The organism is Flavobacteriales bacterium, from assembly GCA_025210295.1.
GTDB lineage: Bacteria > Bacteroidota > Bacteroidia > Flavobacteriales_D > Parvicellaceae > S010-51.
This window is the reverse complement of the sequence record JAOASC010000028.1, coordinates 85,048-105,797: the sequence shown is the minus strand read 5'-3', so window position 1 is coordinate 105,797 and position 20,750 is coordinate 85,048. Positions and strand designations below refer to the sequence as shown.

Below are 20,750 nucleotides of genomic sequence, written 5' to 3'. Positions count from 1 at the left end.
GGTACTTACTTCTTCAATTTTAAAATACTTAAATCTCCTTTATACTTAACCTCTCCACCACATAAAATCACGTAATAGTACGCCCCATCAGGCAATGGTTTCCCCATATAGGTTCCTTCCCAAGTATTGTCATAATTAATTGACTCAAACACTTGTTTTCCCCATCTATTATAAACAATCACTTGACACCCTTCAATGTAGGCTGCTTCATTAATGATCCATTGGTCATTCTTTCCATCACCATTTGGTGTAATTAAATCACTTACAATTAAATCATCTATACAACCACTATTAGCGTCAGCATCAACCCTAACATTAAAAGTACATGAATCAATATTACCACTAGCGTCTTCAGCTATCAAAGTAACAGCTACTGTATCTAATTTCTCATAAACACTACCAGCGCTAGGAGTCTGCGATATACTCAAATTATCGTCACAATTATCATAAATTGTTCCTTCTTGAGTATAATCTGGTAATAGTACCTGGCAGTTTTCATCCAAATAAATGGCTTCATCAGCTAAACAGTTCACAACTGGTTTGGTTGTATCATTCAAACTTAGATTAAATGAACAGTTAACAGTATTTCCATTTCCATCATCAACAGTTAAAGTAATCAACGTATTAGCAGTTACTACAGTTCCAACAACAGGACTTTGAGTAACAACAGGCGCTCCACAATTATCACTAACAATTGCTAATGCTGTATAATCTAATAAAGTAAATTCACAATTACCATCAAAGCTATCTACTTGATCGACAGGACAAGTAATTGTTGGTATAATGCTATCCGCTACATTTAAATTAAATGTACAATTTCCTGCATTTCCATTAGCATCAGTTCCTGTTATCGTGATTACTTGAGTTCCTACTCCAACTACTGTACCTGCTACTGGACTTTGTGATAATGTAATATTAGATGAGCAATTATCTGTAGCGGTAACTAAAGCAGTATAATCAGGAACAGTAAATCCACAGTTAGCATCTACAAACTCGCTTTGATCTCCTAAACAAACTATTGACGGAGCTAAATTATCTGTAGGAATAACATCAAACGTACAGTTAGCTGTATTACCTGCTCCATCCGTTGCTGTTAAAGTAACAGTTGTTGTAGCGGTGATAATTGTCCCAACAGCTGGGGATTGTGAGATGCTTATTCCCGAGCAATTATCTGTTACGGTAGCTAATCCAGTATAATCGATCAACGTATAATCACAAGCTGTACTCAAATCTACATTTTGATCTCCTGGACAAGATATTGTTGGAGGAATTACATCTTGTAAAATCACATTAAATGTACACGTCGATGTATTTCCATTTCCATCATCTGCTGTAATGGTAACCGTTGTTGTTCCAGAAATTGTTGACCCTATTGCAGGACTCTGGGTTAAAACAGGAGATGAAGAGCAATTATCTGTTGCACTAGCCAAACCTGTATAATCAGGCAAAACAAAATTACAAAGTGCATCAGGATTTTCCGTTTGATCTCCAGGGCAAGTCACAATTGGAGCTAAAGTATCAAGGACTGTCACTACAGCGGTGCAATTATCAGTATTCCCTACCCCATCAGTTACAGTTAGCGTTACATTATTAGCTCCTAAATTAGAACAAGTAAATGATGTAATTGATGCACTAAATGATACTCCACTACAGTTATCGCTTGATCCTCCATCAATAGCTTGTGCTGCAATAGTTGCATTTCCAAGATTATCTAGGTAAGCATTGATATTTTGACATACAGCAGTAGGAGAAATAGTATCGATTACTGTCACAACAGCTATACAGTTAGAAGTATTTCCATTTCCATCTGTTCCTGTTAGCGTTACGTTATTAGCTCCTACTTGCGAACAATTAAAAGATGTAACTGATGCACTTAAAGTAACACTTCCACAATTATCTGTCGTTCCTCCATCTAAGTCTGTAGCTTGAATGGTAACACTTCCTGAATTATCCACATAAACATTAATGTTTTGACATACTACAATTGGAGCTATAGTATCCACAACTGTTACAACAGCAATACAACTATCTACATTAGCACTTCCATCTGTAACTCTTAATGTAACATTATTAGCTCCTAAATCTGCGCAAGTAAATGCTGTTTTACTAGCGACCAATGAAGCGACACCGCAATTATCTGTTGATCCATTGTCTATGTCTGATGAAGTTATCGTAGCGTTACCAGAACCATCTAAGAACACCGTAACATTCTGACATGTTGCTACAGGAGAAACAGTATCCAATACCGTTACTACGGCTGTACAATTATCTGTATTAGCATTCCCGTCTGTAGCAGTAAATATAACATTGTTTGCTCCTAAGTCTGCACATGTAAATGCCGTTTGTGATGCTCCAAAAACTAGCCCTGAACAATTATCAGTAGAGCCACCGTCTAAATCACTTGCTACAATAGTTGCATTACCTGAACCATCCAAATATGCATTGATATTTTGACATACAGCATTTGGAGCTATAGCATCATTCAATATTACATTAAATGTACATGTTGATGTATTTCCATTTCCATCATCTGCAGTCATAGTTATTGTCGTTGTCCCAGCAATAACAGTTCCAGCTACAGGACTTTGAGTAATCACTGAAGACGCTGTACAGTTATCTGTCACTGTAACTAACCCTGTATAATCTGGCAGTGTAAAATTACACGAAAGATCTGGGTTTTCAGTCTGATTCCCTGGACAAGTAATAACAGGAGCTATGGTATCTAACACTGTTACTACAGCCGTACAATTATCTGTATTTGAATCCCCATCAGTAACTGTTAAAACAACATTGTTTGCTCCTAAATTAGCACAAGTAAATGATGTCATTGATGCTGATAACGAAACAGTTCCACAATTATCTGTTGACCCTCCGTCTAGATCTGCAGCAGTAATTGATACATTTCCTGAAGCATTAAGATAAACACTTATATTTTGACATACAGCAGATGGATTGACATTATCTTCTACAGTAACAGCTATTGATACATTTGAAGATTCACAGCTTCCGTTATCTTCTGTAACATAATAGGTATAAGAACCATTAGCAAGAGGACCAAGATTAAAGTTTTGTGTTGTGACTCCTCCCATTGTAACTCTTCCTATTTCTGAAAAAGTATTATCATAAAAAACTAAATCTCCTGTTCCAGAACCGGTACCAGTAAGTATTACATCTTGACTAGAACATGAAGTAATCGGTGTAGTAACAACCGGATCTGATGGTAGACTCAACACTTCAACATTATCAGAATTATTATTGGCACACCCATTAACATCTGTATAAGCGTAAGTAATTGTATGTGTACCAATACCAGCAACCGATGGGTCAAAAGAATATGTCATCCCATTTCCATCATCAGTAACACCTGTCCCCGAATATACACCACCCGTAGGAGTTCCTCCTCCTAAACCAGCCTGTACACCATCATTTAAACATAAATCAGCTAATGCGACATAAGAAACGGTTGGCAAAGCATTGATTGTTACAGAAACATTAGAACTATTCGGACAGGTTCCAGAAGTCGTATAAGTCACCGTATAATTTCCTGGAGTAGACGAGGCAATATCTATTTCCCCTGAACTTCCATTAATAATTAATCCCGCTGGTGAGCTGGTAAACGCTCCTCCAGGCAAACCAGTTATCGTTGGTGAGGGATTGGTAGCATCCACACAATATGACGCTGCTCCATAATTAAACCCTGCGTTGTCTAATGGGGTGATGGTTACAGTAATTGTCATCACACTATCACAGCCATCGGAATTAGCGATAGTATCCATGTATGTACCACTACTTGTATAAGTTTCATCTCCACTTGGTACGACATAACTTCCACATGCTGTCTGTGAAAAAGAACTTGTCGTTTCAGAACAAGGCGCTCCAATAAACCCAAATGCATGATACCTCCCAACATTTGAATTCACAAGATTATATGCACCAGTTTGTGTATTCAATTCATATAATCTATTATAATTTTGAACCCAAGCTGTTGTAGAATTTAATATCGCTACCGCTTGTGTTTCTCCTGGGGGTGAAGTTGCATTTAACGTAGTTTGAGTACTTGCACTATAATTTATTTTATCAATATGATTGGGTTGACAAAGGTGAATAAGTTCATCTGAATAAGGATCATAACCTAGTGTATTTCCCCAGTCTCCACTTGCAGGAGAGATAAAAAATGTTGTTGCTGCTGTGGTTAGATTTATCGTTACTATATCATGTGTTGCTCCAAAATTCCCTATTACCCCATACAATGTTCCATCAGGAGTAAAAGTAATATCTGTTAAATTACCACTGTTCCCAATATCAGCGATCACATTTGTATTTAAATCCAAGATCCCTAGTCTACGAGCTCCTGCTCCCCCAGTTGACTGATACAAAAGATAAACATCTCCAGTAGATGGATGTTGTGAAATTCCATAAACTCCTTGAACAGGTCCAAAGGTAGATGTTACGGTTATTGAACTTGTTACAGAGAAAGCCAATCCAGCAGTATCAATTAAATCAATTTGAGATGGCGTACCTGAAAACCCTTGATATCCTGCATACAAGGTTGACGGAACTTGCGCTTTCATTTCATTTCCCAAAAAAGCTAAAAAAACAAGAATGAGTAATCCATTCTTTTTACAGCAATTCAATAAAGATATAATCATATTTAAATATTTTTCACCGGTCCAAACATATACAAATTATGTCATTTATCTAAAAAATTGTTGCAAACAACTAAAAAAATGTTGCAAACACATAAAAAACTGTTGTAAAAAAAAGCACAATTATTATTTCACCATTTCCACTGAGAATACTACTTAATAATTTGATTATTAAATTCACCTATTTTCGACGCATTATTCTATATTTGCTCCAATAATTAACGCTTTACACCTTATGGCTAACATCAAAAATCTCTTTATTTTTTTATTCTTTATCGCCAATATTATTGTTGGTTGTAGTAATGAAGAACATCGAGAAAAAGAGCTGGAACATTCCTCAATTCAATTCGATTTTTCAATTGAACTAAGCAAAGCTCATTCCTGTTTAGATTCTGCAATAATTGATGACTTTTTCTCTCCTCCTGTTGCTGCCAGAATATATATGTACCCTTTTTTAGCGGCCAATGAATGTTATCAATTAGCCACCAACCAAAAAGGTTATGTGCTAGATTCAGTGGATAGTAAAGCTATTAAATCAAAGGCTAAATCAAGTGCTAGTTCAATCTTCGCTTTTTACCACGTTAGTCAAGAACTTGTTTATACCAACACTTATCTAAAAAACGGTGTGCGTAATTTTGAACAAAACCTTCTACGATCAGGATATAGTCAAGAATCAATTGATCAAGTCAAAGTATATGGAGAGGCTGTAGCTCAACAAATAATAAAAAAAATTCAAACAGATGGTTATCTAGAAACAAGGTCCATGAAGATTTATGAACCACTTCAAGAAGTTGGACATTGGATACCTACACCTCCTGAATACGCCAATGCTTTGGAACCTCATTGGGAAGTTTTAACCACTATTTGTTTAGACTCAGCATCTCAATTTAGATGTCCTACACCACCACCCTATTCTTTGGATAAGAACAGTCTTTTTTATCAAGAACTCATGGAAGTTATAGAAAAAACAGCTAGTATAAAAGAGGTCAATGATCCACATATTGCCATAGCAAAATTCTGGGATTGTAATCCTTTTGTTCCTATACACCAAGGTCATGTTACTGTTGCTGAAAAGAAACTAACCCCTGGAGGACATTGGTTAAGAATTGCACAAAATGCAATGCAAGATCAAAAGCTTAAATTTTCTGATCGCTTAAAAATATACAACGTACTATCTATGGGAATTTACGATGGTTTTATTAGTTGTTGGGAAGCTAAATATCACTATAATTATATCAGACCAATAACTGTAATAAAAAAAGACTTTAATGAAAGTTGGGAAATACCATTATACACTCCTAACTTCCCTGAATACCCAAGTGGTCACAGCGTTATTTCTGGGGTTTCTGCTAAAATTTTAACCAATTATATTGGAGAAAATTATGCCTTTGTTGACAGTTCTGAATTAGCATTTGGAATGGCACCAAGAGCTTTCTCTTCCTTTAACGAGGCTAGAGATGAAGCTGCCATGAGCAGACTTTATGGAGGAATACATTTTAGATCAGCAATAGAAAATGGTGTTGATCAGGGAAGCTTAATTGGTGAATTTGTTCTTAGAAAATTTGAAGATGAATAAAACAACTCTCCCATACTTGCTTATCCTTTTTTCTCTATTGGCTTGTCAAAATGAAGAGAACAGTAATACAAAAGCGATTGCTCAACAAGAGCCCCCTGAGACTCATCAAACGAAAGCTTTATTCAAAAAGCTCGACAAAGATGAATCTGGTTTGTACTTTGAGAACCAGCTCATTGAAACAGCGGAATCAAACATCTTAAATTATGAATATCTCTACAACGGTTCTGGGGTTGCAATTGGAGACATCAATAACGATGGACTACCTGATATATTCATGGGAGGAAACTTTTTTGGAGGCCGTTTATTTTTAAATAAAGGAAACTTAAAATTTGAACAAATTTCCGAAAAAGCGGGAGTATTTTTTGAAGGATTTACAACAGGTGTCTCTTTTGTAGATATTAATAACGATGGATATGATGACATATACATGTGCAGATCCAAATCTGCTTCACCAAATGAGCGGAGAAACATTTTGTTAATCAATAACCAAGACTTAACTTTTACAGACCAAGCCAAAGAATATGGTATAGATGATCCTGGTTATTGTACCAACTCCATTTTTTTTGATTACGATAATGACAACGATTTAGATTTATACGTTTTAAATCATCGAACAGATTTCAAAAACGCAGTTGTTATACCAATTAGAGGAGCAGCACTCCCTTATACACAATCTGATGTAAACTATACTTCTGATAGATTGTATGAAAATAAAAATGGAAAATTTATAGATGTCACTCAAAAAGCTGGTATCGCTAACAATCGATTTGGGCTAGGTGTTTTTGCTGCAGACCTTAATGAAGATGGATGGCTTGATTTATATGTTGCCAATGATTTTAATGATAAAGACCAAATCTTAATTAATAACCAGAAAGGAGGGTTTGAAGATCAGATTGAAAATTACCTTGATCACATGTCTAAAAACTCAATGGGATGTGAAGTTGGTGATTTTAATAACGATGGTCTATTAGACATCGTAACACTAGACATGACACCTGAAGGAAATTACAGACAGAAGCAACTCAGTAACAGTACGACTTATGACATGTATCATCTGGGGCTTAAAAGAGGTTTAGGTCATCAAATTCTAAGAAACTGCTTACATCTTAACGATGGAAATGGTTATGCTGAAATAGGTCAAGCAGTTGGCATGTCCCATACTGATTGGAGTTGGGCTCCTATTTTAGCCGACTTTGACAATGATGGATTAAAAGATTTATTTATTTCGAATGGTTATTATCGAGACGTTACGGATTTAGATTACGTAAAACATGGATCTGCAAGTGTTATTAGTTCTTCTGGAGGTTTAAGTAGTAATTGGCAAATGCAAATGATTGCCAATGCCCAATCTACACCTATAGTAAATTACTTGTTTAAAAACAATGGCAACCTTGAATTTGAAGATATCTCTGAACAAAATTGGGGAGACGCTCCCTCTTTTAGTAACGGTTGTGTTTATGCCGACTTAGACCTAGATGGGGACTTAGATTTAATATGGAATAATCTTGACCAACCGGCAGCAATTTATGCAAACCAATCTGAATTATTAAAAAATAATTTTATTGCTTTTACGAGTGATGCTACCAAATGCAGAGTATATGTTTATCAAAATGGCAAAAAGCAAATGATAGACCTTAATCCCTACAGAGGTTACATGTCAAGCCACCATGCTATTGCACACTTTGGATTAGGAAATAATGCTCTTGTAGATTCTGTTGTTTTTATTCAAAACGGAAACGCACCTAAAGTCATTATTCAACCTGAGTCAAATCGATACTGGCATTTAACTGACAGCTTAGGTTCTTCTACGCATACTCCTCAAAGAAAGCTAAGTTCTCCTATTAAATTAGAGAAGGTCTTTTCCTTACTAGAAAACCATGAAGCAATCAAAACATACAATGACTTTAAACACGAACCTCTTTTATCAAGAAAAAATTCTTCGATAGGTCCTACTTATTGTAAAGGTGATTTAAATGGTGATGGACTGGAAGATCTATTTATAACTGGAGAAAGTGGAGTTGCTGGAAAGTTATTATTTCAGACTAGTCAAAAAGACTTCAACATAAAGATAGACCCTGCAATACAAGCGGACATCAATCAATGTGATGCTGGAGCTGCATTGTTAGACATTGACAATGATGGTGATTTGGACCTCTATGTCGTAAGTGGAGGATACCTTTTTCAGGCAGATGACTCCATGTATCAGGATAGACTATACCTCAATGATGGCTTAGGTAATTTCAAAAAAAGTCCTCTACCCCAAATAACCTCTAATGGGTCTAGTATTCTTATTCATGATTTTAATGATGACCAGCGAAAAGATATTTTGGTATTAGCAGGTGCAAAACCTAACAGCTATCCTTTAGAAGATCAATCTTTTATATTATTTAATCATATTGATAGTCTACAACTCACCAATCAGTTTCTCCCTAATAAAGGGCAATTGGGTATTTGTAATGACATTGAAAAACTCCTCATCAATAAAGAGGAAGTTTTTATTATAGCCAGAGAATGGAACAATTTATTAGCCCTCCAATGGAAAGATGGAAAACTTGTAGATATCAGTGATCAAATAGGTATAACAAATACCCACGGTATATGGAATGACCTATACAAAATAGACCTAGATAAAGATGGTCAACAAGATTTAATTGCGGGTAACGTAGGTATCAATGATTTTTTCAAGGTTAGTCCAGAAAAAGAAGCGTATTTAATTGCAGGTGATTTTTTCGGATCGAAAAAAATTGAAGCACTACATTTTTATCATTATAAAGACCAACAACCTTACAGTAAGCATAGTTTAGATCAACTATTAAAATCGAACCCTCTTTTTAGAAAGATTTTCCCAAAATATAAGGATTATTCTACAAGCACTATGGCAGACTTTTTACAACAACTTCCAACCAAAGAATATCAAGAGAATAAGCTACAAATGAAAAACTCGGTTTCACTATATAATAACGGGAGTAAACTTAGACCTCAACCTTTACCTAAAATGGCTCAATTTTCTGAAGTACATGGTGCTCTTGTTAAGGATCTTAATCATGACAATATTGACGATTTAGTTATTATTGGTAATAATTTTGATGTCGATATAAAACAAGGAAAACTAGATGCAGGTGGCGTTCAATTATTTTTAAGTAATGGAATTGCTAATAAAGCATTTGATTCATTTAATTATTATAGAATAGGTAAAGATGAATATCGAGAAATCATAACAATTGATGATCAAGTATTCATTCTCGACAAAGCATATAACTTATGGGAACTTCACTAAACCAACTCATCGTAAAAAGTACCACAGGTACTATTATAGCATTTTTCTTTATCCTTTTTTTTACAGCTGGTATTTCAGCTCAAGAAAAGGTGATTAAAGCTAAACCATTTAAAGTTAAATATACCTATAATGAAGATTCTATTACTATAGACCGTCAAGAGTTAAAAAAAATATGTGTTGCTTTTACAGCTTTTCATGAGGCTATATCTCAAAAAGATTATAAAGCCTATTTAAATGCACTCAGTGAACGTTCGAAAACAATGATTCCCAAAGAAAAATTAGAACGAAAGTTTCAGAAATTTATTGGCTACAATGTAAAGTTAGAGCGAAAAATAGAATTATTATTGATTTCAGAAAAAGGCAATCCCCAATCATTTGAAACAACCCCTTCTCTTCTTTTTATGATAAAGCTACCTCAAGGGCAAACCATCAATAAACGGGTAGGCTTTGACCCAGTGAAAGTCAAAAAAATAAAAAATTCAGAAAACCTTTTAGGACTGTACCTAGTAAAAGAAAAAACAGCCTACAAAGTAACCATCCCTTGGTGATTAACAGAACGCCTCTGTTACCTTTTGTAGATGATGCTTACCATCCATCTTAAATAGTAATACATCATCTGCTAGGTTTATCAGTACCTCTTTTCTATGTGAAGCTACGATTACTGTCAATTGCCTTTCTTGAACCATTTTTTTAATAATTTCAATCAAACTCATTGCTATTTCATCATCCAAAGAAGAAAAAGGCTCATCCATTAAAATTAACTTCGATTCTTGAGCAAAGGCTCTTAAAATAGCTGCTCTTTGTTGTTGTCCTCCCGATAGTTCAGACGGGTAACTATACATATATTCTTCAACACCTATCTGATTAGCTAACTGCATAATAAATGGTGGAATTTCATTATTTGAAGACGCATACAACAAATTTTGATAAACCGTCATATTAGGAAATAAGTTATAATCTTGAAATACAAAAGCTACAGATCGATCTCTAGGCAAAACGTTTATTTTTTTTGCAGATGAATACCAGACTTCATTTCCAACTCCTATTTCCCCCTTATCAGGTTTAACAATTCCAGAGATCAGTTTAAAAAAGCTAGACTTCCCTACTCCTGAGGGTCCATATACACCAGTTATTTTCCCAATAGCTATTTGATGTGAGAAAGAAAGGTCAACGACTCTATTCCCAGAGTTAAAATTGACGGAGGTATTAATTGTGATGTAATTGTCCACTTTTCTTCCTTGTTAAGTTAATAATAAAAATTAGTAAAAAACTAATCAGCAACAATACCAATGCATAATCCCCAGCTAGCTCAAAATTCAACATATTCATTTGATCATATATTTCGACTGAAGCAACTCTTGTATCTTCCATTTTACCACCAATCATTAAGATCAATCCAAATTCACCTAACGTATGAGCAAAAGTTAACATAATACCATTTAACAGAAACTGTTTAATATAGGGGAGCATCACTTTAGTTAAAATACTAATTTTAGACTTCCCCATGGTATCGGCAGCATAAAGTAGGTTTTTAGGAATAGCTCTAAACCCTTCTGTAATAGGTGTGATCATAAAAGGAAGACAATAAACAATGGAGCCGAAAAGAATCCCCTCGAATGAAAAAGCAAATGAAAAGCCAAAATAATCCTGAAAAAACATCCCAATTACTGAGTTAGGGCCCAAAAAGCTTAAATAATAAAACCCTAATACTGTTGGAGGCAATACAATGGGCAACATTATTAAACTTTCAAAGAGCACTTTAATGCGCCATTTACTAAAAGCAAAAAAGTAAGCCAAAGGAATAGCTATCAACAGTAGAATTAACGTTGTAAGCACTCCTAGTTTTAATGTTATGTATATTGGGATTAAATCCATCATTTATGTTGACGATAACCATAAAAATCAAGAATACGTAAGCACTCATTTGTGGTTAAAAAATTCATAAATTTATCTCTAGAATTTTCAGCTTCATTGTTTTCAGAAATAATAGACACAGCGCTCTGACGTATTTCAGAGTAAAGAGACTGCTCTATTTCAATGTAATTCACTGGTTTCTGATACGATTTTAAAAACGAATAACTTGTAAAAGCAGCATCTACAGCATTAGAAGCAAAAAGCTGATTGACCTGGCCTACACTCTCTCCAATTACAACTTTACTTTGTAAGCGCTCCTTTAAGCCAAGATTGATTAAAACCTCCTCTCCTGCTTTACCATAAGGGGCATTATCAGGAAAAGCTAAGGCTATTTTCTTTACCTCTGAACTTAAAAGCGTTTGATCTAAAGCTTGAATATTTACTTCTGGACGCAACACCAACACCAACGTTCCTAGCCCGTATACTTTTGGTTTATTTGCTAGTCCTTTTTCAAATAAATACCTTGGATAACTATTGTCAGCAGAAACAAAAATTCCATAAGGAGCTCCCTGCTCTATCTGCGAACATAAAGTCCCCGAAGCATTCGTATACAATTGACAATTAATCCCTGTTTTAGCATTAAAAATAGGTACAATTGAATCCATTGCTACTTTCATATTTGCTGCCACTGCAATATTCAATTTTTGCTGTTCAGAAACTAAATTCGAACAAGAAAAAAGACTAACAGACAATAGCGTTATAAACAATAATTTCATCAAACTTTTAAGTAGAATTCTTCAATAATTATTTTAATATAGAATGCTCAAACCAACCAATCTTTCCCTCTAAATATTCCGTTCAAACAAATTTTACGTTGGAAGAAAAGAAAACTAGTATTCTAAATACTGTACTCTTTTCATTATTTCTGAATACAAATATACAGCTCCATTTATCAAAATTGAAATTAACTCACAATATCTTTTCACTATTCGATAGTACAACGTTGGCAAACTAACGCAACTACCAGCATAATACACTGTCTATCAGTTCATTCCCATCCAACCAACAGATTTACATCTAATCATTTTATTAAAAAGCAACACTTTTACTACCCTTACAGATATAGAAAACCATATTAGTTCGATAAAAAAAAGACAACGACAACTATTTAAATATCAAATTTTTAGACTAATCTTTATTTACTTCGGGAATACTACAGGGAACTTTTAAGTTAAAATACCTATTTTTGCAATCATACTCATTTCATTATTCCCCTACACTAATATGAATAAAAAAAATACGCCCAGGTTATTTTTAGTACCTGCAATGTTAATTTTTTCCAGTGCAATAATGGCATTAGCTTGGCTTGGTCATCTCAAATATAAAGATGATTTGAGTTTTACAATGGCGACTTTATTAGCTTGGTTTTTAGTTCTTCCTGAATACATTTTAAATGTTACTGCGATTCGTTGGGGCATTGGTTTATATCAACCTAGTGAAATGGCTGCAATTAACTTGTCTTCTGGGGTTGTTTTTATCACATTAGTCTCTCATTTTATCTTAGGAGAGGAACTTACAATGCAAAAATATATTGGGTTTGGATTAATGATAGTCGCTATGGTTTTAATCTCAGAGCCAAAGTCTTCTCCATCTAATAACAACAACAATTAATTATGGAAATTTATTTAGTCCCATTAATGTTGTTTATCTCTAGTATCTTGATGGCTTTTGCTTGGTTGGGGCACATCAAATTTAAAGATAAAAAACTGATTATTGCTTTGCTTATAAGTTGGCTATTGGTTCTACCAGAATACTTATTAAATGTACTCGCTACACGTTTGGGAACAGGCATATACAAACCTAGTGAAATGGGAGCTATAAACCTTTGTACTGGGGTAATTTGCGTCGCTATTGTTTCAAAGCTATTTTTAGGAGAAAAATTGAGTACAAGAAAAGTAGTTGGTTTTGTCTTAATGGCAATTAGTGTCCTCCTCATTGTCTAATAAAACAATAAACGTTGATCGTAAATTTATTACACCTTTTGTTATCAATTATTTAAAAGATTTTCAACAAATAAATTTAGACAACTTCATCATTAATCAATAATGATATATAACCTCAATACTATATATTTGTCTTTTCTATTGACCTGTTAAAATCTTCTTTATTAAGTAATAGAACTATTTATACCTATTTAAAATGAAAATCCCTTCTTTTTATAAAATCTTATACATTTTTATTGGAGGCTGTGGTGTTTTTATATTTAACAACTATCTTTTCTTAAGCTTTTTTTTCCTCTTCAACTTACTCTTGTTTTTATTGATAAAAACAGAGCAAAAGAAATCCTTCAAGTTTTTAGATAAAGTAAAATGGTTTTTGCTACTTATTTTTTTAATGTCTGCTTTCACTGGAGAAAATGATTTCCCTATTCTACAGATTAAAAAGTTTACAATTGCTGTTAGTTATGATGGTATCATAGATGGTATACTCAAAGCTGGAAAAGTTGTAACGATGTTAATGATTACACAAGTTGTAAGATTAACCACCAAAGAGTCTGATTTTACCCATGGGCTAAAATCTTTTGGCTTGGGGAGTTCCACATCTGAATCCATTAATGAAATCATTGAAATTGTACTGGGAGAAAAACAGAAAAAGAAAAAAGGACAAGGCAAAAATCGAAAAGAAAAAGACAATAATAAAAGTACTTCCGCTTTTGATGCTCTTAAAGGAAAGGTAGGAAACTTACCCGATAAAATCAGAGCAAAAAATGAGTCAGCACGAGCTAAATTAAAATCCTCTAACAATAGTATTGCTGAAGCAGCCTTAACGATTACACTTATTAGAATGGTCAAAATAGCTCCAGGATTACCTTTAGCACCTGGCCATAAAAACATTTTAATTTTCCCAGTATTTATATACGGGATCAAAAAATCTGCACAAAAGTTTTCAGGACTAAAAATAGGGCTAACCTCAGGTATTATTCATTTTCTATTAGGTTTTGGGAAGTATGGACCATTTGGTATATTCCAATTTGCAATTATTGGATTATTCTTTGATCTTTTCTTTAGTATTTTCCCTAATAAAAACAAACTTATTCATCTTATCATTACTGGTGTTTTTGCTGGTATTTTGAGATTTTCAACAGAATTCTTTTTAGCGTGGATTCTAGGCTTACCTAAGCCATTTTATTTTCTATATTTGCCCTATATTATATCGCAAACCGCTTTTGGAGGTGGTTCAGCGTTTGTTTCAAAAAAGTTATTAGAGAAAACAAAAATAAATGAGTGATTTTATCAAAGATGAAGAGGGAAGAACACACCTCAACTCTAGATTTATGAGAGAATCTTTAGTAGATAAAAAACTACTAAATGATTCTGAAGTCGTCAATGAAGTAGCTATACTTCCCTATCTTAATTTTATTAATATTGGGGGAAAGAGTATAATTGACAGAGGGAAAAAAGCATTATTTCCAGTCATCGAAGAAGTTGTAGCATTAAAAGGTAAACACAAATTTGTATTGGGCGTTACCGGTGGTGCTCGAGTAGACCATACTATGGCAATTGGATTAGATTTTGGATTACCTATAGGAGGCTTAGCGATGGTTGTTGGTGCAGTTGAGGAACAAAACGCTAATATGGTTTATTCTTTAATGGCTAAACACGGTGCCATTAGACTAGCCAAAGATGGTTATGCAGAATTACCACATTACCTTGAAGGGGGTATGATTCCAATTTTAACTTGTAACCCTCCTCATCACTACTGGGAGAGACCGGCAAAAAAAGGTGTACTGCCTGAAAGTGGGGCTGATTTTGGAGCTTATATGACGGCTGAAGGACTTGGAGGCAGATCTATGATTTTTGTAAGAGATCAAGAGGGACTTTATGATAAAGATCCAGTCAAACATAAAGATGCTAAATTCATCAAAAGGATTTCTGCGCAAGAAATTTTATCTGGCGATTTTGAAGATTTAATTATAGATAGAATGGTTATTGAAATGCTAGCCAAAGCAAGGCACATTAAGCAAATTCACATTGTAAATGGTCTGGTTGAAGGAAACATTACAAAAGCTATTAACGGAGAAGATGTTGGAACGATAATTTATAAAGAAGAGCTATGAGTAAATTAAACGAGCTAAGCCATTTTATGCATACAGCATTAACTGATGCTGAAAGAAATTATCAAAATGACTTAAAAATATATCCCAAAGCAGTTGTCATGAAAATCGGAGGGCAAAGCATTACCGATAGAGGTCGAAAAGCTGTTTTTCCAATTTTAAATGAACTTGTAGAGAACAGAAAAAAACACGAAATAATCATCACTTCTGGTGGAGGAACGAGAGCAAGGCATGCCTATCAGGTTGCCATTGACTTAAATATGCCTGTGGGAGTATTAGCAGAGGTAGGTGGTGCTGTTACTGTACAAAATGCTAGAATGCTCCAAATGTTACTGGCAAAAGATGGCGGTATATTTTTGGATCATTTAGAGTTTGAAAAAATACCACTTTTTTTAAGAATGGGCTGTATTCCAATTATGCCAGGAATGCCTCCTTATAGTTTTTGGGAAGATATACCAGATAGCGGGTCTATTCCTATTCACAGGACAGATGCAGGAGCTTTTTTCACAGCAGAAGCTCTAGGCGCTGACACGGTGTTTTTTATCAAAGATGAAAAAGGTTTATTTACTGAAGATCCCAAGAAAAATCCAAAAGCTGAATTTATCCCTAAGATTCATGTGGATGATTTAATCAAAATGGACTTAGGTGACTTAGTTGTTGAACGAGCCGTATTGGACTACCTTAAAAGATCACGTTTTGTAAAGCGATTAGTCATTATCAATGGAACTCAGCCAGGTGAGATTACTAAAGCGCTAAACGGTGAGTATAACGGAACTGAAATTTATAGAGATTAATACTGTTTTTTTTATTCCATAACTTTTAGGAGTTATGGAATAAAAAAAGTCATTCCCCCACAAACTTTTAACTGGTTACTCTGCAATCTATTTTATGCAACTAAAAATCACTGTAATTCTCTTATTAATAGCCCATTCTATTTTGGGGCAAACCAAAGAGCATCAAGAAAAGTTTAGATCCTTAGAACCTGATGTTTGGCTGGGAATATGGGATCAAGAAAACTCTGACCGATCAATAGCTATAGATACTATTTACTACGATGATATTCCAAAGTATTTAGATTTTAGAGGCAGTGTAGTTGAGGCGTTACAATGGCAAGATAATGAAGGAGAGCATATCTTAATTCAAACTGTAACTGGACACTTCCTATGGAAAGACTATGAAGAAGGAGCTACTACCTATATGCTCCAAGACAAAGCAGAAATCTATGCTTATTTGTTTACCAAACCAAAAGGAGAAAAAAAATACCATAAAACATGGAGAATATACGACTATAACGAATGTTTTGGTGTCGATTGGTTTGCAGGGTTTGTTCCCAAAGCAACCACTATCACAGATTTAGATCATGATGGAATTACTGAGGTCTCAATACCTTATGTCTTAATTTGTAGAGGAGGAATGGATCCAGGGACCATGAAAATAATCATGTATGAGGGTAAAAACAAATATGCATTGAGAGGTTCTACAATGATTTGTAAGGGTGATACTCCCTATGGCGGAGAATATAAGCCTAGTCCCGCTTTAAAAGACTTGAAATTATTTAAAACGTTTTTAGAACAACATTGGCATAGACATCGATGCGAAAATGATAGGTTTTATTAACTTTTATCACTCCATAACCTCTTTATTAGAGAAGATATAATGACCACCAACATATATACGCTAAAAAAAATACAGCTATTGATGCTATTAATTGTTGCTTGGTATACGGCAGCTTGTCAAGAATATTCGAATACGAAAAATATGAACACCAAAGAAACATCCCAATCGAATAATCCCCTCTTGTGCGATCCTCAAACGGGGAGTTGTGAGGTTGACTATCACATTGAAAATGATTCGGCTTCAAACCATGAAGTTCAATTAACTGAGCAACAATTAAAAATTATCTACTTTACCGATCCTATTTGTTCTTCCTGCTGGGGTATAGAGCCTCAACTCAAAAGATTAAAATTAGAATATGGCGAACAGCTAGATATAACATATAGAATGGGTGGTCTATTACCCGATTGGAGCTATAATAGTGGCGGTATTAGCAAACCTTCCGATGTAGCACACCATTGGGATGAAGTGAGTGCATACTATGATATGCCTATTGATGGCGATGTGTGGCTAGAAGATCCGCTTGATTCATCTTATCCTCCATCTATTACTTTTAAAGCAGCACAGCTTCAATCTTCTAAAAAGGCATTGTTATTCTTAAGAGCAATTAGAGAAATGGTCTTTCTCAAAAAGGTTAATATTTCAAAACAAGAACATCTTTTAACAGCTGCAAAAAGTGTTGGTTTGGATGAGAAACAACTCCAAAAAGATATATTGGGAAAAGCGCTCCTTTTGTTTCAAGAAGACCTGGAGCTAGCCAGAAAATATGGAGTTAGAGGATTCCCTACCTTAATTTTCATCAATAAATCAGGCGTTCAAGAAATGATTTTTGGTGCGAAAGCATATACTGATTATGAAGCTGCTGTACAAAAGGCATTGCCTACAATTGTAAAAAACACTTACGACAAAGATTGGGAAACACTTTTTTCTAAATTTAAATCTCTTACCGCACGTGAGTTTTCAGAATTATCAGAGACTCCTAGAGCCCAAGCAGAACAAGTACTGAACACACTGACTCAAAAAGGATTTTTATTGAAGTTTAGTACTAAAAATGGTTCGATTTGGACAAAACAATAAATCCACCAGAATAGAGCTATACTCTAATCAATTTCATGCACTCATTCAATTATAAAGGTTAAAACAAAAACGCTTAATTCTATGATTAAGCGTTTTTGAAAGCTATGTCATAAAATTATTTTGGCAAACTCGCACTATTTCCAGATACTTGACTCGCGCATGCTGACCAATATAATTTTAATTTTTCACCTTTAGGTAAAGCTTTGATTGCTTCTTGAATTTTTTCATTCGAACGAATTAATTCAGATAACAAAGTAGCTTCCCCTACAGTTACAACATTCTTTTTACTCCCTATAACTCTTCTTCCCCAATCAGAAAGACTACCTAAATCATATAAGGTTAAGTCAGGGGCATTATCACCTCCTTTATATACAGCCATTGGAGGATTAATCAACTCATCTTTCCCACTATTTTCGTGGTGTAAAACCAGCTTTGAAATTAGCTGTTGCTTTATTAAAGCTTCGGCTACATCTGTCATTAATGTATATCCTACGGGTTGTAAGATGTATAAATCGATTTCTTCTGGAAGTTTGGTATTTTTTGCTCCTCCAGGATAGCTTCCGTGTCCTAAAAGGACTATATCTTTATTGGTTACTTGTACACTCATTTTTGTAATATTATTTGTTAATGTATTAAAAGCATAAGCTAATTATGCCCATTTAATTGTATAAAGCTCAGCAATGTTAATAGGTCTTGTTTCTTTTCCCTCCGACTCATCTTCTGTTGTCGATTTAGTAGCCGTATTTACAACTGTAGCAGTTCCTTCTTTTCCTGTAGGAATAGGCTTATCAAATGAGAAATTAAGTCCATGATGATGTTTAAGAAAAATATCTTTTTCTAATGTACTTACATTATCTCCTTTTATGACACCTTTTTCTGGTGAGGTTCTGTCAGCTGCATCGGGGTCAATTCCACTCCCATTATCCCATGCTCTGCTAAAGTATCCCCCCATATTAATTAGATATGGGTTCTTTGTTTCATCGTTGATTCCAAACCTGTTGTTAATTACAGACCTCAAGCGTGTATATTTATCTGTTAACTCTAGTACTCCATTACACAATGAAAGTTCTTCAGCAGGAGCATTATTTGTCGCTACATACTGTTTCCTTTCACCAATTATCCCATTTACGATACAGGGTAAATTCTCTAATGCAACCTCCCCTATATTTGCGTAAACTCTATTCACATAAATAATTGCTTTAGGCGTAGAACATTCAAGATGAATCTCAAGTTTTTTTGCCTCTTGATCGATATTGATTTCAAGAGCTATCTTTTTTTGCTCACCTGACTTTAACACTATTGTTTTAGTACTTGTTGAACATCCATCGCTAATGTAAAAAGTCAATTCAAAATCTACTGTAGCAGAAGACGGGTTCTGAACAACAAAACATGTGCTTACCTTTTGACCTAAGAGCTTGGCTTCCCATCTTGGGAATTCACTAATCACTTGTTTAAAGGTCATCATAGTATCGTCGCTACTCTTTTGAATAAGACAGGAACCAGTTCCTTCATCAAACCCAATTTCAGCATTTGCTCCTTTATCTTGATATAACCAACCATCAGGGTGATTATACCCCACAATATCATTTGAATCTTTATTGCTATAATAAAGAAAATTATAATTATATACGAGGTTGTGCTGTTGCATTGCAAACAACATATCTTTTGTTGAGATGTCCATAATTTTATTTTTTGTTGAATCCAAATTCAATTAATGAAACATAAAAGTCACCTCTAATGCTTTAGAGGTGACTTGATCATTAATGCTATTTATTTAGCCAATAAACTTTTAATTCGTTCATTAACTTGAGCAAGTGGCGCTTCAAGAGCGTTTGATGACCCTGCTTCTTCAAAGATGAATTTTTCACCTTCAATTCTTGCTATATACTCCTTTGAAGTTTGACCTCCTTCAAAAACGACTTCTAATGGTCCATGCACCTGATTTCCAGAGATCACCTCTCCTTTTTCTAAGTTGTTAAATAATGCAACATAATACTTAGGTTTTGCAGTAAACTGCGCACTATTTCCACTATAAACATCTTTTTTTACTAAAGCGATGTCACCATCCATACCAATGGCTAAATTCGCCAAACGCTCAGATTTATTGGTGATTAATAATTGCCCTTCAGTTGTAGATCCATCTTGAAACAATTGTTGAACATCATCTTTAAATTCACACTTCCATTTTTGGCCAAGGTTAGTATCTAACTTTTGTGTTGATTTATACACACCTTTTCCACCTATTTGCTTGTAATTTGCTAAGCAAGCTAGGTATTGGATGTTCCATTCAACTCCTGACTCTCCTTTTTTTGGCACTGTCGTTTGTTTCCATGATACACTATCTAAACCAGGTGAATCTGGAAGTTTTTGATACACACATAAAGTCCAAGTGTCTCCTGTCTCATTTCTAAAATCAATGTTGTAAGTTGTCATAATTTTTTTTTTGTTCTTACTCTGTTTAAATAGGCTTTTCAGATTACGCCTTTGTAACGAAAAAATAGTAGCTACTCTATTGCTCTTTTATTACACTACAAATATCAATAATGAGTACAAAAAAAATTAGCGTAGAAATACTCGTAATAAAAAAACAGG

Annotated in this window: 17 protein-coding genes; 10 read left to right on the top strand and 7 right to left on the bottom strand. The window is 34.5% G+C overall.

Annotated features, from left to right (window positions below):
• Positions 1–5: 5 nt before the first annotated feature.
• Positions 6–4,649, bottom strand: a complete 4,644-nt coding sequence (locus tag N4A35_08695) for an HYR domain-containing protein (GenBank protein ID MCT4581480.1) — start codon at positions 4,647–4,649, stop codon at positions 6–8.
• A gap of 232 nt (positions 4,650–4,881) precedes the next feature.
• On the opposite strand from N4A35_08695, the gene N4A35_08690 reads away from it, so the two are divergent.
• The 3 genes from N4A35_08690 to N4A35_08680 are packed head-to-tail and all read left to right on the top strand — an operon-like array spanning position 4,882 to position 10,047.
• The gene (locus tag N4A35_08690; protein MCT4581479.1) at positions 4,882–6,222 is read left to right on the top strand and encodes a vanadium-dependent haloperoxidase; all 1,341 of its coding nucleotides are present in this window, start codon (positions 4,882–4,884) and stop codon (positions 6,220–6,222) included.
• Positions 6,215–9,499 carry a VCBS repeat-containing protein gene (locus N4A35_08685; protein ID MCT4581478.1) on the top strand — a complete coding sequence of 1,095 codons (3,285 nt, stop codon included), beginning with the start codon at positions 6,215–6,217 and terminating at the stop codon, positions 9,497–9,499. The genes N4A35_08690 and N4A35_08685 overlap by 8 nt, the downstream gene beginning before the upstream one ends.
• On the top strand, positions 9,484–10,047 hold the full coding sequence (locus N4A35_08680) for a hypothetical protein (GenBank protein ID MCT4581477.1): 564 nt from the start codon (positions 9,484–9,486) through the stop codon (positions 10,045–10,047). Before N4A35_08685 ends, N4A35_08680 begins: the two co-directional genes overlap by 16 nt.
• On the opposite strand, the gene N4A35_08675 is transcribed toward N4A35_08680, so the two are convergent.
• The 3 genes from N4A35_08675 to modA are packed head-to-tail and all read right to left on the bottom strand — an operon-like array spanning position 10,048 to position 12,129.
• A complete protein-coding gene (locus N4A35_08675; GenBank protein MCT4581476.1) occupies positions 10,048–10,728 on the bottom strand; it encodes an ATP-binding cassette domain-containing protein in 681 nt (226 codons plus the stop codon).
• Entirely contained in the window at positions 10,706–11,377 is a 672-nt protein-coding gene (gene modB / locus N4A35_08670; GenBank protein ID MCT4581475.1) for a molybdate ABC transporter permease subunit, read from the bottom strand. Before modB ends, N4A35_08675 begins: the two co-directional genes overlap by 23 nt.
• Entirely contained in the window at positions 11,374–12,129 is a 756-nt protein-coding gene (modA, locus tag N4A35_08665; protein MCT4581474.1) for a molybdate ABC transporter substrate-binding protein, read from the bottom strand. The genes modB and modA overlap by 4 nt, the downstream gene beginning before the upstream one ends.
• A gap of 550 nt (positions 12,130–12,679) precedes the next feature.
• Here modA and N4A35_08660 point away from each other — a divergent pair.
• The 7 genes from N4A35_08660 (at position 12,680) to N4A35_08630 (ending at position 18,158) form a co-directional block, all read left to right on the top strand.
• A complete protein-coding gene (locus N4A35_08660) occupies positions 12,680–13,024 on the top strand; it encodes a DMT family protein (GenBank protein ID MCT4581473.1) in 345 nt (114 codons plus the stop codon).
• Between the two features lie 2 nt (positions 13,025–13,026).
• Positions 13,027–13,356: a DMT family protein gene (locus N4A35_08655; GenBank protein ID MCT4581472.1), complete on the top strand. Its 330-nt coding sequence runs from the start codon at positions 13,027–13,029 to the stop codon at positions 13,354–13,356.
• A 196-nt stretch (positions 13,357–13,552) separates the two neighbouring features.
• A complete protein-coding gene (locus tag N4A35_08650; protein MCT4581471.1) occupies positions 13,553–14,641 on the top strand; it encodes a hypothetical protein in 1,089 nt (362 codons plus the stop codon).
• Positions 14,634–15,470 (top strand): hypothetical protein, encoded by an 837-nt coding sequence (locus tag N4A35_08645; GenBank protein MCT4581470.1) that lies wholly within the window; start codon positions 14,634–14,636, stop codon positions 15,468–15,470. Before N4A35_08650 ends, N4A35_08645 begins: the two co-directional genes overlap by 8 nt.
• The gene (locus N4A35_08640) at positions 15,467–16,261 is read left to right on the top strand and encodes a hypothetical protein (protein ID MCT4581469.1); all 795 of its coding nucleotides are present in this window, start codon (positions 15,467–15,469) and stop codon (positions 16,259–16,261) included. Before N4A35_08645 ends, N4A35_08640 begins: the two co-directional genes overlap by 4 nt.
• A gap of 94 nt (positions 16,262–16,355) precedes the next feature.
• Positions 16,356–17,084 carry a hypothetical protein gene (locus N4A35_08635; GenBank protein MCT4581468.1) on the top strand — a complete coding sequence of 243 codons (729 nt, stop codon included), beginning with the start codon at positions 16,356–16,358 and terminating at the stop codon, positions 17,082–17,084.
• Between the two features lie 141 nt (positions 17,085–17,225).
• The gene (locus N4A35_08630) at positions 17,226–18,158 is read left to right on the top strand and encodes a DsbA family protein (protein MCT4581467.1); all 933 of its coding nucleotides are present in this window, start codon (positions 17,226–17,228) and stop codon (positions 18,156–18,158) included.
• A 115-nt stretch (positions 18,159–18,273) separates the two neighbouring features.
• Here the strand turns inward: N4A35_08630 and N4A35_08625 are convergent, their stop codons facing one another.
• From N4A35_08625 to N4A35_08615, 3 genes are all read right to left on the bottom strand, one after another.
• Positions 18,274–18,765 (bottom strand): hypothetical protein, encoded by a 492-nt coding sequence (locus N4A35_08625; protein ID MCT4581466.1) that lies wholly within the window; start codon positions 18,763–18,765, stop codon positions 18,274–18,276.
• Positions 18,766–18,807: 42 nt separating this feature from the next.
• Complete coding sequence (locus N4A35_08620) at positions 18,808–19,839, bottom strand: hypothetical protein (GenBank protein MCT4581465.1); 1,032 nt, start codon at positions 19,837–19,839, stop codon at positions 18,808–18,810.
• Positions 19,840–19,928: 89 nt separating this feature from the next.
• A complete protein-coding gene (locus tag N4A35_08615; protein ID MCT4581464.1) occupies positions 19,929–20,591 on the bottom strand; it encodes a hypothetical protein in 663 nt (220 codons plus the stop codon).
• Positions 20,592–20,750 lie beyond the last annotated feature (159 nt).

What these genes read in the sequence shown, in the direction of transcription:
- N4A35_08695 (MCT4581480.1), bottom strand. Translation starts at nt 4,649, where the DNA reads ATGATTATATCTTTATTGAATTGCTGTAAAAAGAATGGATTACTCATT.
- N4A35_08690 (MCT4581479.1), top strand. Translation starts at nt 4,882, where the DNA reads ATGGCTAACATCAAAAATCTCTTTATTTTTTTATTCTTTATCGCCAAT.
- N4A35_08685 (MCT4581478.1), top strand. Translation starts at nt 6,215, where the DNA reads ATGAATAAAACAACTCTCCCATACTTGCTTATCCTTTTTTCTCTATTG.
- N4A35_08680 (MCT4581477.1), top strand. Translation starts at nt 9,484, where the DNA reads ATGGGAACTTCACTAAACCAACTCATCGTAAAAAGTACCACAGGTACT.
- modB (MCT4581475.1), bottom strand. Translation starts at nt 11,377, where the DNA reads ATGATGGATTTAATCCCAATATACATAACATTAAAACTAGGAGTGCTT.
- modA (MCT4581474.1), bottom strand. Translation starts at nt 12,129, where the DNA reads ATGAAATTATTGTTTATAACGCTATTGTCTGTTAGTCTTTTTTCTTGT.
- N4A35_08660 (MCT4581473.1), top strand. Translation starts at nt 12,680, where the DNA reads ATGTTAATTTTTTCCAGTGCAATAATGGCATTAGCTTGGCTTGGTCAT.
- N4A35_08655 (MCT4581472.1), top strand. Translation starts at nt 13,027, where the DNA reads ATGGAAATTTATTTAGTCCCATTAATGTTGTTTATCTCTAGTATCTTG.
- N4A35_08650 (MCT4581471.1), top strand. Translation starts at nt 13,553, where the DNA reads ATGAAAATCCCTTCTTTTTATAAAATCTTATACATTTTTATTGGAGGC.
- N4A35_08645 (MCT4581470.1), top strand. Translation starts at nt 14,634, where the DNA reads ATGAGTGATTTTATCAAAGATGAAGAGGGAAGAACACACCTCAACTCT.
- N4A35_08640 (MCT4581469.1), top strand. Translation starts at nt 15,467, where the DNA reads ATGAGTAAATTAAACGAGCTAAGCCATTTTATGCATACAGCATTAACT.
- N4A35_08635 (MCT4581468.1), top strand. Translation starts at nt 16,356, where the DNA reads ATGCAACTAAAAATCACTGTAATTCTCTTATTAATAGCCCATTCTATT.
- N4A35_08630 (MCT4581467.1), top strand. Translation starts at nt 17,226, where the DNA reads ATGAACACCAAAGAAACATCCCAATCGAATAATCCCCTCTTGTGCGAT.
- N4A35_08625 (MCT4581466.1), bottom strand. Translation starts at nt 18,765, where the DNA reads ATGAGTGTACAAGTAACCAATAAAGATATAGTCCTTTTAGGACACGGA.
- N4A35_08620 (MCT4581465.1), bottom strand. Translation starts at nt 19,839, where the DNA reads ATGGACATCTCAACAAAAGATATGTTGTTTGCAATGCAACAGCACAAC.
- N4A35_08615 (MCT4581464.1), bottom strand. Translation starts at nt 20,591, where the DNA reads ATGACAACTTACAACATTGATTTTAGAAATGAGACAGGAGACACTTGG.